Below are 16,642 nucleotides of genomic sequence, written 5' to 3' on the forward strand. Positions count from 1 at the left end.
AATAATTAACCTTTTACACAAACAACCTGATTTAGCGTATAAACCACTTCCACCAAATCACTTTGCGCTTTCATCACATCTTCAATCGGCTTATAAGCAGACGGAATCTCATCAATCACGGCTTCATCCTTACGGCATTCCACACCTTGAGTTTGCTCAATCTGATCTTGCACAGTAAACAACTTCTTCGCAGCAGTACGGCTATGCACACGACCTGCACCATGCGAACACGAACAGAATGATTCCTGATTTCCCTTACCTTTGACAATAAATGACTTCGCACCCATCGACCCTGGAATAATTCCATACTCACCCAAGCGGGCACGTACCGCACCTTTACGAGTGACCAAAACTTCCTGACCGAAATGTTCTTCCTTATCCACATAATTATGATGACAGTTTACCGCTTCAACTTTGGCGTTAAATGGTTTTTTGATAATAATACGTAAAGCTTGTACCGCAGCTTCCATCATTAACTCACGGTTTTTCATGGCAAAACGTTGCGCCCAACCCACTGCAAACCAATAATCGTCGAAATGCTCAGTTCCTTCAACCAAATAAGCTAAATCTTTATCAGGCAAGTTAATAAAATGCTTTTGCATGTCTTTACGAGCCAGCTCGATAAAGTGGTTACCAATCGCATTTCCTACACCACGAGAACCTGAATGCAACATAATCCACACCTGTTGATGTTCATCCAGACAGATTTCGACAAAGTGGTTTCCAGTTCCCAAAGTCCCTAACTGTTTATGGTTATTGGTATTTTTTAAACGTGGATGCTTGGCACAAATGTATTCAAAATCAGTGACCAATTCAGCCCAAGCCTGATCTACACGTTCGGTTGGCGTATCCCAAGATCCTCGGTCACGACGACCACGCCCTTTGGTCATACCATGCGGAATTAATCGTTCTAACTCAGTACGTAAGGCATGTAAATTATCAGGCAAATCAGATGCAGACAGTGAAGTACGAGCTGCCATCATCCCACAACCAATATCCACACCCACCGCAGCAGGGATAATCGCGCCTTTGGTTGGGATCACGCTACCAATGGTTGCACCGATTCCGACATGCACATCAGGCATTACCGCCATCCATTTATAAATAAAAGGCATTTGCGCGGTTTTTAATAGTTGATCTTTCGATTTCTCATCGATAGGGACACCTTTAGTCCACATTTTAATTGGAACGCCTTTTGCGTCCTGAATAATGTTATATGCACGTTCATTTGCAGCTTGTTTTTCAATTTGTTCTACGACTGACATTATCATCATCTTTTCCTTTCTCTAAACCTGCCTGCCAAGCGGTTGCAGGCAGGTGAAAATTTCATACATCTTGATGATGTATGTAATGTATATTGCTAAGAGTGTGCCAAATTTGATTTTATTTGGAATTTAATTTTTAAGTAATTGATATTTAATGATTTAAAAATATTTATTTTATTTTTAGATTTTTTAGTACGATTTTATTTTCTTTGTTTATATATAAAAATATATAGTTAAATATAAGAATAGATATTTAAAAATTAATCACTGCATAAAAAATCCATGCTAAATTCGGCATGGATTTAAGTTATAGGAAAATATTGTCGCTAAGGTTTTTGATTGATCTTGAGATAGTGCTGTTCAAGATGAATATCCAAGCGTTCTGCCAATGGATCATCATCTAAAACCTGACGATGCCCAATCAGCAATTTCATATCGGCTGTTTTGCGCTTTTTACTTGGTGGTTTTTCATGATAGGCATGGCATTTTTTATACCAATGATGCGTGGTTAAATAATAACTTTTGATGCGAAGTTGCTCTAAAGCAAGATCGAGATCGTCATCTTTAACGTGGACTTTGATGCTCATAAATCGTGTTTTACAGACTGACACCTGTCTCTTGTGATGAAACAAAAAAGAAAAGAATAGGTTTATTGACCTACGGCAAAAGTATTGCCTGTACGTTGATATTGTTGCTTTAAATCAATTTTATGCCAAAAAATAGGATGAGGTGTAGGTGGTGTACATAGTGCAAAATGGCTTTGTGCCTGACTGATCAGGCGTTTCATTTTACGTTTTTTGCGCTTTAAAATGGCAGCTTGCTCATAAAAGCCTTGGCGTTTTTTATACCAACGGGTGGCTTGTAGGGAATATTGTTTTTGCTGGAATTGATGTAGCGCGAGTTCAATATTGTTATCTGTAACAATGATGTGAATAGACATGATTGCGTTTTAAAGACTGACACCTGTCTTTGTTTTTGATTTGAGATATTAAATTAGCAAAGAATAAAGGTATTTGCAATTCATGCGTTCTTTTCTGCTAAGGTATTTCATGAATTTAACAAGAAAGAGAATATGGGAATGAGTAAATTAGGTTGCTTATGTGGTCATGTTATACGGGATCAAACAGACTATATTCCTTATAAAGCATCGTTCATAAGTGATAAATTGGACTTTGCCATGCTTGATGAACTAGAGAAAAGAATCGAAATGTATAAGCTGAAAATGGCTGAAGGTAAAAAACTTCCCGATTATTATTTATATGATTCACTTTCAGGTGTCGATATTAATTTTAGAAAGCATATGTATGAATGTGTTAATTGTGGTCGTATTTGGCTACAAACTACTGAGAATAATTTCAAATCATATTTATCTGAAACAGGGCAATATGAAGCTGTTCTAGATGTGGATAATATAGAGTTAAAATAATTTTTTAACTGAAAATTATGTAAATAAATTTTTAATTTATAAAACAACAGGATATAAACAAAGTTGCGAAGACAATCGTGGCTCTACCTACTGAGCTACTGTTTCATTGATTTAAAAGTGAAACAGGGTGGAATCGAACCACCGACAAACGGATAATGTAGTCCTCAAGGCATTTTATATCCTATTATTTTTACAACAGATCAATCATCCATCAACAAGTTGAATGATAAGACATTTATCTTAGCGCTTTTACTTTAAGCGACAGTATGTACATACCGCAGCGGAGTCTAACCGCTGATCTCTAAGTCCCTATGTAGTCCTATCGGCATTTGATGGATGAATGATCTCAGTATATTTTCATATACTGTCTTACTTATAAATCAACAAAATATCAAAGACGTTCGCGCCTTACCACTTGGCTACCATTACCGAAATAATGGGGTGGATTCGAACCACCGATTACGTCAATTGAAGATGTAGTCCTTGAAGCATTTGATTTACTTTTACTACATTTGCATAAACAAAATATTGAAGACGTTTCGTTGCTCTATCCAACTGAGCTACCGTATGTCTGCCATACAGGATGGACTCGAACCACCGACCTACGCATTAAAGATGTAGTCCTCAACGCATTTTATGCATTTTTTCACTTTCTGATCACCAACAAGGTATTGATAAAACATGTCATTTGGAAAGAATGTAGTTCTATCTGCATTTGGCAATCTGTTACAACGCGCACAACAAATTATTTTAGAAACGTTTCATTGGAAAAATGTAGTTCCTAGCGCATTTGTGCGTTTATCTAACACGGTCAATATGGATATCACATTTTTTAGATGAAATATCTCACAATGACAATGTCAAATTTGCTTTGCAGAATCAGCTTGCGTGAAGCTGAGACTGCGGAATTTCTATCTTTTCAATTTCGCCAACCCAATGATCTGCATGCATTTCATTATTGGTAAAACTTTCAATCAGTTTAAATACCGTATCGGAAAATCCACCAATATTCATCACATCTTTTTGCTCAGGCATTTGCGCAGTCGCATAAGGCTGTAAATCGACACAGACAAGTTTTGCATTTGGATTTTGCTGTTTTAACTTGTTCCAGTAAATCATCATTCCTGTTGAGTGTTTTAGTCCTCGTATTTGATCAAGCCATGACTCATTATCCGAAAAATAAATCACCAAATCGACCTCGGCATTTTCTTTCACTAACTGTTCCAATGGTTTAGAACAATCTGTTCCGCCACCACACATATTGGCAAATTTTTTGGCTAAGGCGAAAATATCAATTTCTTCCTGTCGATCTCCTAATGTCTTTTTACGCAAATATTGCTGTACTTTAGTCAGATTGGACAATGCACGCACTTGAGTATCAAAGGGCATTAAACGTATGCTTGGATTCACATATTTAAATGCACTTGCAAATAAAGCCGCCGCATCAACACAACGTAACTGTGAAGTTGCCCCTTTGCGATAACCCGTTACAGGGCTTCCCATTGAACCTGAAACATCAATCGCAATCACCACATTTCCTGATAATTTTGGTACATGAGCAATGGCACGCTGCATGGCAAATTTTAGTGCATTGGCAATTTCATGCGGCATTCCATCGGCAAGGGCAGACCACGCCATCATGAGCTGATAAGGTAAAACTCGACTTTTCGCAATCGCCGTTTCATCCATCAATTTATCCGCAATAATTTTGGTCATGCCTTTAATTTCAAATACACCATGACGCAAAAAAGTATTCAGATTCATTCTGAGCATTTGCCAAGAACCATTTTTAGCAATTTCCGCCCATTGTGCTGCTGTTAAATTCAGATTAGTTAACAGTTGCATCGGTACTTTTGGTACTTCAGTCGTCTGACCTAAGCGAAATTGTTCCAATGCCTGAATCTGAGGTGGCAATTGTTCAATTGCATAATCTTTTCCTAACACATAGGCAAAGAAGGCATTATATTGCTCAGTCTTTGGTTTTGGATGGGTCATTTTCAACACATCCGCAAGTGATGGGCTGTTTCCAATATTCGCCGCCATAAGCTGTTGATCATTTGCCGTTAAAATCCAATCATTCACCATACGTTTTGGTAATGAACCCAAAGACTTACGTCCAATGATTCCTGCACGCATAATCTGCACAAAGTTACGCAATTGTTTTCCGTTATCGATAATGATTGGGAAAAGTTGTTTAAATAAATCGGCATCGAGTTCTGAAAGCAATGCCAATAACACCACAGGCGTATCTTTCATATGTGCATGTTGACGTGCATAAATCGCTGTTTTGGCAACAAATTCAGGTTCAACTTCCAATGCCAAAGTGAGAATCTGATCCAATTGGACTTGGGCATCTTGGTAAAAAGTATGGTTCAACGTACCTGTTGCCGCCAACTGTGCCAAAGCTGAGCGTGATTTTAAAGGATAAGCACGACCGCCTACTTCATTCAGTCCTAATGGTGGTTTGACCTTCGCAGTGCGAGAGGCAAAAATTGTCTTGTTCGCCATGACAGCATCCTCAAGTTTAATTTTTAATTTCTTGATGGATATATTGCGAAGAGTGTGCCAAGTTTAATTGTTATGCTTAAATTAATTTTTAAATCATTGATTTTAATTTGTTAAATTATTTTAATTTTATTTTTTTATGTGGATTTAAAATTATAAGAATTTTGTCTTTGATATTTTTTTAGATATAAAACTATATATTTTTATAATCATTTATGCGCAGTTGATTTAATTTTTTTATAAAATGAGACAAGGTAAGAAATATCTTAAATTTTGAAATTTTTGAATGAGTTGAATGAAGTCCATTACAATGGCGTGGTCTTGAACCAAGATCAGTCTAATATATTACTCAACTAAAGCAGGTGACACGATAACTTTTAATTGTTAAATATTTATAGAGGGTTATATTTGAAATATCATAAGGTGAATACAGCTCAACATTGAATAAATGAAGGTCGATTGAATCATGGATATCACCGATATTTTAAGTGAATTAGAAGAACAGTCCATGAAGGCATTTCGCAGCAAAGATTTTCAGGCTGCCCGTCAAATATTACTGAAGCGACTTCAATATCAGCCGATGGAGAGTTGATTATATGCCAACTTAGCTTTGGCTGAGTTGCGTTCGGGATATTTAGAGGATGCCTATACACATTATTTACAAGCGATTGAAGTAAGCCCGGCAATCGTAAACACTACGATTTATGATGGTTTGGTTGAGGTTTGTTATTTATTGGGGAAAACAGAGGAACAACAGAAAATAGCACGCTTGTCTTTGCAGCATAAAGCAGAGGAAGTAAAACATATCCAAGGGATTACGCTCGCTCAACCACGTCCTCAATTTAAGCGTAATACTCCCCATCGTAACATCATTAGTTTTTCTTTATTTGGTCAACAACCGAGATATTGTGAAACGGCTATCTTGAATGTAGAAAAAGCAAAACAGCTTTATCCTGCATGGACTTGTCGCTTTTATGTTGATTACTCTGTACCTTTTCACGTGATTTTACGTTTGCAGTATTTGGGTGCAGAAGTCATTTATGTAAGTGATGAGCAAAAAAAAGTTTCAGGTTTATTTTGGCGATTTTTGGTCATGGAAGATCCTGAAGTTGATTTTTATCTTATTCGAGATGCTGACTCATTATTGTCTTATCGTGAGCAAGCAGCAGTTGAGGCATGGATAGATTCAGATCGATATTTTCATATCATGCGTGATGGCTATACACATACAGAGTTGATTTTTGCAGGTATGTTTGCAGGTTGTGGGCATGTGTTTTCAAATTTATTACAACAAATCAATGATTTTATGATTAATGGTGAGTATTTGAATCTACGAGTTGTTGATCAGCATTTTTTACGACATTGTATTTGGCCAACCTTTAGGCAAAGTGTAGTCATTCATGACAGTCAAGGTTATACAGAGGGCGGTTTAAATTTTCCTCAGTCTAAGCATACGCCCCCTGAAGAATTAAGACCTGATTTTCATGTAGGACAAAATCATGCGGCTGAAGATATAACGATCAAGATACATTATGCACCACAGCAGCGGATTGCTTGGTTACTGATAGATGAGCAAAAACGGGAGGTTTGTCGCTATGAGCAGAATGTTTTATCGAGTGCTCAAATGTTTTCAATTTCACTGCCTTATGAATATATCAACCGATTAAAAAAAGGTGAATGGCAAATTCTACATTATACTATTTAATCTTAATCGCATTGAACTATGCTGTATAAAATGAATAGCATGAAAGTGCTAGATTGGCTATATTGTAAATATAGAAACTATAAAATTTTATAGAAAATATGCAAAAATCTAAAAAAACGGTGGTGATTGGTTTTGTCGGTTCAACGTTGGATCAGGGCAAAAAGGAAGAACGTTGGCAACGTTGGCGCCCAACCATGAGTTTATTGATGCATGAAGACTTGCTGATTGATGAATTAGTTTTATTGCATGACCGTCGTAGCCTAAGTTTGATTGAGCATTTACAACAAGACGCACAACAAATCTCCCCAAATACTCATATTTCAGGTCATCAAGTTAATATTCGAGATCCGTGGGATTTTTCGGATATGTATGGAGCACTCTATGATTTTGTAAGATCTTATCCTTTTGATACGGAAAATTACCAATATCTACTGCATATCACTACAGGAACGCACGTTGCACAAATCTGTTGGTATTTATTGGTCGATGCTCATTATTTACCAGCCAAATTGATTCAGAGTTCACCCACAGGCAAGCAGCAACCTGAAGGTGAGTATCGCATTATAGATTTAGATTTGTCTCGTTATGCCGCTTTAAATCAACGTTTCGAGAATGAAAAAACGGCAAACTGGCAACAACTTAAAGCCAATATTGCTACCAAAAATAAAGATTTTAATCAATTGATTCAAGAGGTTGAGTTGGTCGCAACACGTTCCATTGCACCGATTTTAATTATGGGCGCAACAGGTGTTGGAAAGTCACATTTAGCGAAACAAATTTATCAGTTGAAGAAAGAAAAATTCCATTTAGAAGGGCGTTTGGTTGATGTGAACTGTGCAACTTTATGCGGTGATGGTGCTATGTCGGCACTATTTGGGCATATCAAAGGTGCATTTACAGGGGCTGCTAATGCCCGTACAGGCTATTTAAAAAGTGCTGATGGTGGGATTTTATTTTTAGATGAAATTGGTGAATTAGGCTTAGATGAACAAGCCATGTTACTAAAAGCATTGGAAGATAAATCATTTTTTCCGGTCGGTTCAGACAAAGAGGTGCAGGCAGATTTTCAACTGATTGCGGGGACGAATAAAGATTTGCGTGAAGAAGTACAAGCAGGACGCTTTCGGGAAGATTTGTGGGCACGCTTAAATACATGGACTTTTTTCTTACCTGATTTAAAGCATCGCCGTGAAGATATAGCACCCAATATTGAGTTTGAATTACAGCGTTTTGCTATGCAACAACAGCGTCAATTGCGTTTTCATAGTGATGCTTTAGAAAAATATTTAAAATTTGCACAATCTTCTGAAGCCACTTGGCAGGGAAATTTCCGTGATTTAACCGCAAGCGTGACTCGCATGGCAACTTTGGCAAATGGTGAACGCATTGGTTTGTTTGAAGTTGAGGCAGAGATTCAACGTCTGCAACGCTTGTGGCACTTACAATCTGAACCTGAAAAAGTGTCTAATTTAATTGGATTGCTCAGTACACAACAATTGGCTGAAATAGATGAATTTGATCGAATCCAGCTTGAAGGGGTGATTGCGGTGTGTCAGCAGTCAAAGTCGATGGCAGATGCAGGCAGACGTCTATTTGCCATTTCCCGTGAACAACGCCAAAGCACGAACGATTCAGATCGAGTGAAAAAGTATTTGGCGAAGTTTGGTTTAACATGGGCGGATATAGGTTGAACTTATTGCTGTAAATTTGATTTTAAATAGAACATAGATTGTAAGCAACTCAGTATGATCTGACTTTTAAGATGATCATTTTAATCAGTCATTTGAATATTTCCCTAAATACAAGATTTGTATATTTAAGGAAATATTCTTTTAAAATCGTTATTTAAACATTGGTTTACCATCCACTTTAATGTCGACAGTTCCATCTTTTTTCCAAATAATTCGAGGTGTGTCTTCACTAAAACGTCCACTGGTCATGCCTGAATGTTGTAAGGTAATACCTTGTTCATCAATGATGGCTACCCCAATGACATAGGTATAAACAAAACGACTTTTGGCTTTGGCGGAGACGCTAGCGTTAAAAACGCACTCCACCAATTGATCACCATATTGCATGCGCATTTTAGGTTGTAATGAAGCAATCGAAACAACACCATTACTGACTGCTGAATACACAGAAAAGACTAAGGCAACCTTGCCACCTAGCTTTTTGGCGATATCAGGATGAACCAAAACCGTTTCTTTACCCGGTTGAGCAATAGATGCACCTGTAATATCACCTTGATGTTGAATATAAGGATAACTTTCTAAAGCCCCTTGCTGAGATGGACACCATACATAACCCATTGTATTTTGGTGTTGCAGCATAAAACCGACACGCAAATCTAGGTCATCATTGTCACTACGACCATCACCATTGTCGACCCAAATCGCTTCAATTTTGAGATATTCATGATTGTTTTTATTGAGATTAATGTGGTGAGATTGTCCCGTTTTTTCCAATTGAATTTTATTTAAATTTAACCCGCTTGGGTTCGTTGTTGTTGGCTGTGAAATTGGTGGGGTTGGGGTTGAAACAGGTTGTGTTATCGTTGATGGCGTTGCCTCATCTTGTGCAACTTCACCCCCAAAATGCTCAACTAGGGCAGCCAAACCACCATTAAACCCTTGTGCAACAATGCCTAAACGCCAAACATCTTTAAAATAAACATCGGCAAGCATGATGGCTTTTTCTTGGTGAAAGATTTGAGGTTGAATCGTAAAGCTTGCCAAAATTTGACCTGACGGATTTTTAATATTGATTGTTCCACCTTGAATTTGCTTCATAGTGGCATGTGGGTCATCGATTGCAGCACAAATGCTAAAACGTTGTATTTGATTTAAATTGACTAAATTAAGTTGAAAATGGAAGGTTTGTTTGGGTTGTGCTTGCCAACGCACAGCACCGTCAGGGGTTACGGGTTGATTATAAAACACCATGAATGCTTCATCGCTGAGTTTTTGATTTGCATCTAAACCAAAACATGAAAGATCAATATTAAAAGATGCTTGAATATCGACTTCGATACTTAATTCTTGTTGAAGACTAAGTTGTTGTAATTGTAATTTTTGACCTTGTTGTAGTTGCATTGTGAAATATTCCCTATATTTATCAAAGTATAATTCAAAAATGAGAGAAGAAATGATAGGGCTTAACGGATCAAACCCATCATTTCAAAGTTCTTTAACAGGTGGTGTTTCAAAAAGTATGCTGACATTAAATGAAGCCATTATTGATGTAAAAAAAGGTTAAGTCGAAAGCTTTAAAATGGTTTTCAATCTTTTTTGAAAAATTACAACTCCTTCTAAAACCGCGCCTAATTCGATGCCTTATTTTGCAATTATTACCTTCAATACCTACAGTAAAAAATTTACCAATACTTTGCTTGCAGTTTTTAAAAGCAGTTATGAAACTGTCCCAATGATCACTTGCAATTCGGGTGTAGTGAATACCTAATTGTTTAAGCTTTGCCTTCAATCGTTGAACTGTAGCTAAGTCTCTTTTACCCCAAACATAAGCAACAATCTCACCTGTTTCTCGATGGTAGGCGTAAATAAGCCATTGTTTATTATTTTTATTTCCCACAAAAGTCCAAAACTCATCAACTTCAAGAGACTCATAATGACTTTGTTTAGGCTGAATTTGGTAGGTCGATTCGGTTAAAGTACGTAAAACTTTACCGATACTGATTCGCTCAACTTCAGCGATATCTCGTATACCACTACCTCTGACCATCAACTGTAATATTTTTCGAGTAATGCCTGAATGACATCCTAGATAGCTCAGAGCATGGTCACCAATAAACTGACGTTTACAGTCTTTGCACTGATAGTTTTGTTTCCCATCTACTTTGATGCCATTTTTCTTTATACTGTCACTGAGGCAGGTTGGACATTTGATTTCTAGAGTTATTCGCATTTCTCTATTTTATCAAAATTCAACCTGCTTTGTTTCAGCATACTTTTTGAAACACCACCTAAAAAACGTGCAATTGCGATATTTAATTGCTTTAAATATCCCGTGAAAAAGTGATTTGCACCGGGAAGTACCGTGATTAAATGCTTTTGCGGCGTTGCCCAAATCAATAAATCTGCAAGCAGTGTAATCTCATCTTTTTCACCATGAATCAATAAAATGTCGCCATTTAAGTTGGGTGTTTTATACTCGCGAATCCCACGTACACGTGCTGTTGGTAAGCCACATAAAATCATTTGTTTAGGTTGTTGGACATCGGTGAGTTGTACATAACATTTTGCTAAAACATGGGCGCCAAAACTAAAACCACCGGCATAAAAATTTAATCTAGGGTGCAAGCTTTGAATATGTTGAATCACCGCTAAAATATCATCACTTTCACCAAAACCATCATCATGTATGCCTTCAGTTTGTCCCAAACCACGAAAATAAGGACGATAAACAATACAGCCATGTTGGTTGAAAATTTGTGTTAATAAGGTAGGAACTTTATGTTGTGGTGTCCCTCCTTGCAAAGGATGTGGATGGCACACAATGGCATAGGCTTTGACTTCACCCTGTGGAAGATCCACTAAAACGTCGATATTTCCTACTTGACCTTGAATGAGGAGATGTTCAGACATGTCACTTCAATATTTACGAAAGTGATTTATTGTAACGATAATTTATTACGAAAAACACAATTCGCATAAATACAGTGCAACTGTTATATTATTTAAGTTAATTTTTGAAGTGAAATCTTTATGCTTGTTCTTATTTCTCCTGCAAAAACATTGAATTATGAGTCAGCCTTGCCTACAGATCAGTATACTTTACCAAGGTTATTAGAACAGTCTGAACAACTGATCGCGGTTTGCTGTGCTTTATCTGCATCTGAAGTTGCAAGTTTAATGAGTGTGAGTGAAAAAATTGCCAATTTGAATGTTGAACGCTTTCGCGATTGGACACCTGATTTTAATTTTTCTAATGCGCGGCAAGCGATTTTTGCCTTTAAAGGTGACGTCTATACGGGCTTAGATGCCTATCATTTATCTGCAAAAACTATTGAATATTCACAACAACATTTACGCATGTTGTCGGGTTTATATGGGGTGTTGCGTCCTTTAGATTTGATGATGCCCTATCGTTTAGAAATGGGTACAAAGCTTAAAAATACGGTGGGGAATAACTTATATAAGTTTTGGGGCAACCACATTACCGATTTGATTAATCAAGATTTACAACAAGCGGGCAGTAAAATTTTACTGAACTTGGCTTCTGATGAATATTATAAGTCAGTGAAAGAAAGCAAAATTGATGCTGAAATCGTTAAACCTGTGTTTTTAGATCAGAAAAATGGCAAATATAAAGTCATTAGTTTTTATGCGAAAAAAGCCCGCGGTTTAATGGCACGCTTTATTATGGAAAATCAAATTGAAAACATTGAAGATTTAAAAGCATTCAATGTAGATGGTTATTATTTTGATGCAGACAGTTCACTCAAAGGTGAGTTGGTCTTTAAGCGAGATGAGCAAGCTGCTGAATAATCTTTGTCGAGTAGGAGTGTGCCCAATGCAAAATTATCATGATAAATTTCAACAGTATTGGGCACAGTTTTCTGATTCTATGCATTTAAAATCTGTGCAATCAGAATCATTATCTTCAATTCTTTTTCATTTCTATGTTGGTAATTATTATCATAACCATCAACATATTGTGGAATGTTTAGAGTTATTCTATGAAATCAAGCACCAACTTAAAGATCCAGTCGCAGTCGAGTTAGCCATTTGGTTTCATGATATTATTTATGATCCGCAAGCATCAGATAATGAAGAGCAAAGTGCAAAATTCATGCAAAAACACTGTGTTGGCATTTTAAAACGAGCCAAACTTGAAAAAGTTGCAAGATGGATTATTGCCACCAAAAAGCATCTACCGACAAAAGAGCATGATTTAAAATATTTATTGGATATTGATTTGGCGATTTTGGCAAGTTCAACCCAACGTTTTACTGAATATGAACAACAAATCCAACAGGAATATGCATGGGTGCCTCCTGAGACTTATCAAGTGAAAAGGGCAGAAGTTTTGACAAAATTTTATCAAAAACAGCCCTTATTTCAGACTCAATATTTTCAACAAAGATTTGAAGAAGCTGCAAAAAAGAATTTAGCTACAACTTTAAAATTTTGATTTATATATAATTTTATTTTTACTTAAACTTTAGGATTCATTTAAGTCATATAGTTTTTCTAAGTGGTCAAATTTATGCAAAATATTTAACGCAATTTTTTCTCCTGTTGCCCAAGTCGCTTGATTCATGGTGAGGTCAACATCAATAATATCAAGCTCTTTACATAGTGTACGTTGGCTTTCCAAAGTAATATATTGTGGTGAATTTTGTTTTAAGCATTTTGCGATGTAATGTTGGGTATTGTTATGATGATAAATATCAATAATTTTATAACGCATGATTTCTCTGATATTGATTTAAAAATCAAAGATTACTTTAGAATCAAAATAAAATTTTATCAATTGTTAAATATATCAAAATATGAAATAAGAATGATAAATACATCATCAAAATTATAATTTATGCAAATTTAATTTATACTATTTTATGCTTAGATCAGTCCAATTTATATAAATACAACAATTTGTTCAGTATTTAAAAGAATAAGTTATGGTTCTTTATTAAGAAATATGGTCTATATTTGAACGTTTTTTAAAATTAAATGGGTTGAATTTTATATAAATTGTTGAAAATAAATACTAAATATCACATTTATGCAGAATATCGGGAACTCATAATTTTAGCTTGTTACAATCAGTAAAACTTGTTAATTTGAATTAGAAAATAAAAAATAGATAGAAAGGAACTTAAAGATGGATCGTCATGTGGATTGTTTAGATCAAACGAAATTACAATGGATTATGGCTATTTTGCTTGCTTCAGTGTGTACTCCATCCTTTGCAATTTCACCTTTGAAAGATGATGCACTTGCAAAAGATGCAAACGGAGGAGGCACGATTACCCCCGTGGTTATTACGGCAGTCAAACGTGATGTACAAGCACCTGTTGAACAGCAAAATCAGATTAATAGTCAGCTTGCAGCAAAACATGCCAATGAAAATAAAAAAGAGCATTTAGCATATACGGTGCTCAATAACCATGAACAACAACGCCAAGAAGATGCTTACCAGAGTCAAAATCAAGAAAAACGCCCCTTGTTACCCCATAAAGCCATCATGACAGAACATGGTACAAGTGCGCATAGCAACAAAGTCACAGTGACGACCGCAGATAAAGTCACCATTTATGTGAGTCGTGATGCGCACTAAAACATGCAAAATGACTAGTTTTGAATGTGGGTGATTTTCCAAGCGCGATGGATTTTTTGATTGCGTTTAAAATCTAAGCCAATGGTTTCATTGCTGATTTCTTGTACATCATACATCGCTTCAATTTCCTCATCCATCTCAAAACCACGATAGTTGTTTGAGAAATATAATGTACCTTGTGTGCTTAAACGATTCATTGCACGTTTAATCAATGAAATATGATCACGTTGTACATCAAAAGTACCATAGAACTTTTTCGAGTTTGAGAATGTTGGGGGATCAATAAAAATTAAGTCATATTGCTCATGACCTTCTTTTAACCATTCAAAGCAGTCACTTGCAAAGAATTGATGTTGTTCATCTGCATGATCAACAGTTAACCCATTCAAAACAAAGTTTTCTTTTGACCAATTTAGATAAGTATTCGATAAATCGACACTGGTTGTGCTCGCTGCACCACCTAAAGCTGCATGCAAGCTTGCTGTAGAAGTATAACTATACAAGTTGAGGAAATGTTTACCTTTGGCTTCTGCGGCAATACGTAAACGCATTTGACGATGATCTAAGAATAAACCTGTGTCTAAATAATCAGTTAAATTGACTAAAATTTTCGCTTTACCTTCTTGTACGATAAAGCGCTTTGATGCGGTACTTTGTTTTAAATATTGAGTTTTACCTTCTTGGCGGGCACGTGTTTTGATGAAGATTGCATCACGACCTAGACCTGTAACTGCACGAATTGCAGCCAATGCGAGATTAAAACGTTTTTTAGCTTTTTCAGGATCAATGGTTTTTGGGGGAGCATATTCTTGTACATGTAGACGCTCACCATACAAATCTACTGCGACATTAAAGTCTGGTAAATCAGCATCATATAGACGTAAACAATGGATATTTTCTTTCACTGCCCACTTTTTCAAAGTTTGCATATTTTTTTGCAAACGATTGGTAAAGTCTTCTGCTCCTTCAATTTTTTCAAATTGTTGTGGCTGCCAGTCAGCAAGGAAAGGTTGAACCACAGTTGCAGGTTTAATATCGCCAAAACGGATATAAATTGGCAATTTACCATTCATTAAACGTAAAATTTGTGGATGATTAAATGCAAGCACGTCTGCTTGTTCAACGGCAGCAGCAATCACAGCAGCATATTGATTTGGGAAATTCTTTTGTAAAAGTGCTGAAAGACCTAAATATAATGCACGGTTTGATGCTTTGTCACCCAAACGTTCACCATAGGGTGGGTTAGTGACCACAAACGCTGATTTACCTTCAGCTTTAAAATCAGGCCAATCTGCTAAGGTACGTTCTTCAATTTTGATTTGATCTAAAACGGATTCAAACCCTGCGGCAATGATATTTTGTTTGGTAGCCTTCACTGCTTCCCAGTCGGCATCGTAGGCATACAACTGAGGTAAGGGTTGTGCCATGGCATTTTTATGACGTTCAGCAGCTTCAGCTTTGATGCTCATCCATAAATCATGATCGTGACCATTCCAACCTAAGAAACCAAAACGGCGTACCAAACCCGGCGCACGATCAGTCAAAATCATTAAAGATTCAATGATAAAGGTACCAGAACCACACATTGGATCGAGAATAATATCAGGATGGCGCTGTTTTAATTTGGCTTTTTGTAAAATTGCTGCAGCAAGGTTTTCTTTAATCGGAGCATCTGTCATATAACGACGATAACCGCGTTTATGCAAAGAATCACCTGATAAATCCAAACAATAAGTATGTTCGGTTTTACCTGCTAAAACGTATAGTGTAATTTCAGGTTGTTTAATATCAATACTTGGGCGTTTACCCACGGCTTCCATAAAGGAGTCAACTACACCATCTTTCACACGTAAAGTAGCGAATTGGGTATTCACTTTAATATCACGTTCAACATGCAAACGAATAGCGAATGTACTTTGTGGTGCAAAAATTAGTGACCAGTCAAAATTGATTGCACCTTCATATAACTCTTCAGCAACATCACGTGCATCATGTGTGAACTCTAGCTCATGCACATGGATTGGGGTTAATACCCGTGAAGCCAAACGTGACCACATACAAACACGATAGGCTTGCTCAAGTGTTCCTTTAAAGATCAGGCGACCAGGAAAACGTTCAACATTTTCAACGCCTAAACCTTCTATTTCTTCTTGTAGTAAGGTTTCTAGTCCATCCGCACAGGTAACCCAATATGTAGAAAGACGTGGTTTCGAATTCATGAACATTTCCAAAGACAACAAAGCAATCGCATATTTTAACGTATTTTTATGACGAAAACTTAGCGTTTACGTTCCGTATGAGGATTTATTTAAAAAAATCAGCAGACCACACTTAATTTAATGCTTTATTTTATATTTTTGCTTGAAAAATAGACGCTGCATCCATATTTAAAAATCTATTCCAAAAATGAAAACCATAAATATGTTGAGTCTTTTGTTTGCA

The 16,642-nt window shown here is 36.5% G+C and carries 16 protein-coding genes; 7 read left to right on the forward strand and 9 right to left on the reverse strand.

Annotated features, from left to right (window positions below; translation table 11 throughout):
* Nucleotides 1-5: 5 nt before the first annotated feature.
* The 3 genes from G0028_RS08045 to G0028_RS08055 form a co-directional block, all read right to left on the reverse strand.
* On the reverse strand, nucleotides 6-1,265 hold the full coding sequence (locus tag G0028_RS08045) for an RtcB family protein (protein WP_180046674.1): 1,260 nt from the start codon (nucleotides 1,263-1,265) through the stop codon (nucleotides 6-8).
* A 326-nt stretch (nucleotides 1,266-1,591) separates the two neighbouring features.
* A complete protein-coding gene (locus G0028_RS08050) occupies nucleotides 1,592-1,852 on the reverse strand; it encodes a hypothetical protein (RefSeq protein WP_180046672.1) in 261 nt (86 codons plus the stop codon).
* A gap of 62 nt (nucleotides 1,853-1,914) precedes the next feature.
* Complete coding sequence (locus tag G0028_RS08055; protein WP_180046670.1) at nucleotides 1,915-2,205, reverse strand: hypothetical protein; 291 nt, start codon at nucleotides 2,203-2,205, stop codon at nucleotides 1,915-1,917.
* Nucleotides 2,206-2,343: 138 nt separating this feature from the next.
* On the opposite strand from G0028_RS08055, the gene G0028_RS08060 reads away from it, so the two are divergent.
* On the forward strand, nucleotides 2,344-2,691 hold the full coding sequence (locus G0028_RS08060; RefSeq protein ID WP_180046668.1) for a hypothetical protein: 348 nt from the start codon (nucleotides 2,344-2,346) through the stop codon (nucleotides 2,689-2,691).
* An 879-nt stretch (nucleotides 2,692-3,570) separates the two neighbouring features.
* On the opposite strand, the gene G0028_RS08065 is transcribed toward G0028_RS08060, so the two are convergent.
* On the reverse strand, nucleotides 3,571-5,199 hold the full coding sequence (locus G0028_RS08065) for a TROVE domain-containing protein (RefSeq protein WP_180046666.1): 1,629 nt from the start codon (nucleotides 5,197-5,199) through the stop codon (nucleotides 3,571-3,573).
* Nucleotides 5,200-5,662: 463 nt separating this feature from the next.
* Between G0028_RS08065 and G0028_RS21205 the strand changes: the two genes are divergently transcribed.
* The 3 genes from G0028_RS21205 to rtcR all read left to right on the forward strand — a co-directional run bounded on the left by G0028_RS21205 (nucleotide 5,663) and on the right by rtcR (nucleotide 8,592).
* Nucleotides 5,663-5,788: a hypothetical protein gene (locus G0028_RS21205; protein WP_257222268.1), complete on the forward strand. Its 126-nt coding sequence runs from the start codon at nucleotides 5,663-5,665 to the stop codon at nucleotides 5,786-5,788.
* An 18-nt stretch (nucleotides 5,789-5,806) separates the two neighbouring features.
* On the forward strand, nucleotides 5,807-6,901 hold the full coding sequence (locus G0028_RS08070) for a tetratricopeptide repeat protein (protein ID WP_180046664.1): 1,095 nt from the start codon (nucleotides 5,807-5,809) through the stop codon (nucleotides 6,899-6,901).
* 98 nt (nucleotides 6,902-6,999) lie between these two features.
* The gene (rtcR, locus tag G0028_RS08075) at nucleotides 7,000-8,592 is read left to right on the forward strand and encodes an RNA repair transcriptional activator RtcR (RefSeq protein ID WP_180046662.1); all 1,593 of its coding nucleotides are present in this window, start codon (nucleotides 7,000-7,002) and stop codon (nucleotides 8,590-8,592) included.
* A gap of 150 nt (nucleotides 8,593-8,742) precedes the next feature.
* Here the strand turns inward: rtcR and G0028_RS08080 are convergent, their stop codons facing one another.
* The 3 genes from G0028_RS08080 to G0028_RS08090 all read right to left on the reverse strand — a co-directional run bounded on the left by G0028_RS08080 (nucleotide 8,743) and on the right by G0028_RS08090 (nucleotide 11,502).
* Nucleotides 8,743-9,993: a TerD family protein gene (locus tag G0028_RS08080; protein WP_180046660.1), complete on the reverse strand. Its 1,251-nt coding sequence runs from the start codon at nucleotides 9,991-9,993 to the stop codon at nucleotides 8,743-8,745.
* A gap of 127 nt (nucleotides 9,994-10,120) precedes the next feature.
* The gene (locus tag G0028_RS08085) at nucleotides 10,121-10,822 is read right to left on the reverse strand and encodes an IS1-like element ISPa14 family transposase (protein ID WP_015586042.1); all 702 of its coding nucleotides are present in this window, start codon (nucleotides 10,820-10,822) and stop codon (nucleotides 10,121-10,123) included.
* On the reverse strand, nucleotides 10,813-11,502 hold the full coding sequence (locus tag G0028_RS08090; protein ID WP_180097359.1) for an alpha/beta hydrolase: 690 nt from the start codon (nucleotides 11,500-11,502) through the stop codon (nucleotides 10,813-10,815). Before G0028_RS08090 ends, G0028_RS08085 begins: the two co-directional genes overlap by 10 nt.
* 120 nt (nucleotides 11,503-11,622) lie before the next feature.
* Here G0028_RS08090 and yaaA point away from each other — a divergent pair, with 120 nt between their 5' ends.
* Nucleotides 11,623-12,405, forward strand: a complete 783-nt coding sequence (yaaA, locus tag G0028_RS08095; protein WP_180047062.1) for a peroxide stress protein YaaA — start codon at nucleotides 11,623-11,625, stop codon at nucleotides 12,403-12,405.
* A gap of 25 nt (nucleotides 12,406-12,430) precedes the next feature.
* Entirely contained in the window at nucleotides 12,431-13,051 is a 621-nt protein-coding gene (locus tag G0028_RS08100; protein WP_180047060.1) for a metal-dependent hydrolase, read from the forward strand.
* A gap of 30 nt (nucleotides 13,052-13,081) precedes the next feature.
* Here the strand turns inward: G0028_RS08100 and G0028_RS08105 are convergent, their stop codons facing one another.
* Nucleotides 13,082-13,330, reverse strand: a complete 249-nt coding sequence (locus tag G0028_RS08105) for a hypothetical protein (protein ID WP_180047058.1) — start codon at nucleotides 13,328-13,330, stop codon at nucleotides 13,082-13,084.
* Nucleotides 13,331-13,744: 414 nt separating this feature from the next.
* Here G0028_RS08105 and G0028_RS08110 point away from each other — a divergent pair, with 414 nt between their 5' ends.
* The gene (locus tag G0028_RS08110; protein ID WP_180047054.1) at nucleotides 13,745-14,200 is read left to right on the forward strand and encodes a hypothetical protein; all 456 of its coding nucleotides are present in this window, start codon (nucleotides 13,745-13,747) and stop codon (nucleotides 14,198-14,200) included.
* A 14-nt stretch (nucleotides 14,201-14,214) separates the two neighbouring features.
* Here the strand turns inward: G0028_RS08110 and rlmKL are convergent, their stop codons facing one another.
* Nucleotides 14,215-16,419 carry a bifunctional 23S rRNA (guanine(2069)-N(7))-methyltransferase RlmK/23S rRNA (guanine(2445)-N(2))-methyltransferase RlmL gene (gene rlmKL / locus G0028_RS08115; protein ID WP_180047052.1) on the reverse strand — a complete coding sequence of 735 codons (2,205 nt, stop codon included), beginning with the start codon at nucleotides 16,417-16,419 and terminating at the stop codon, nucleotides 14,215-14,217.
* Nucleotides 16,420-16,642: the final 223 nt, after the last annotated feature.

It is taken from the genome of Acinetobacter piscicola (assembly GCF_015218165.1).
GTDB classification, from domain to species: domain Bacteria; phylum Pseudomonadota; class Gammaproteobacteria; order Pseudomonadales; family Moraxellaceae; genus Acinetobacter; species Acinetobacter piscicola_A.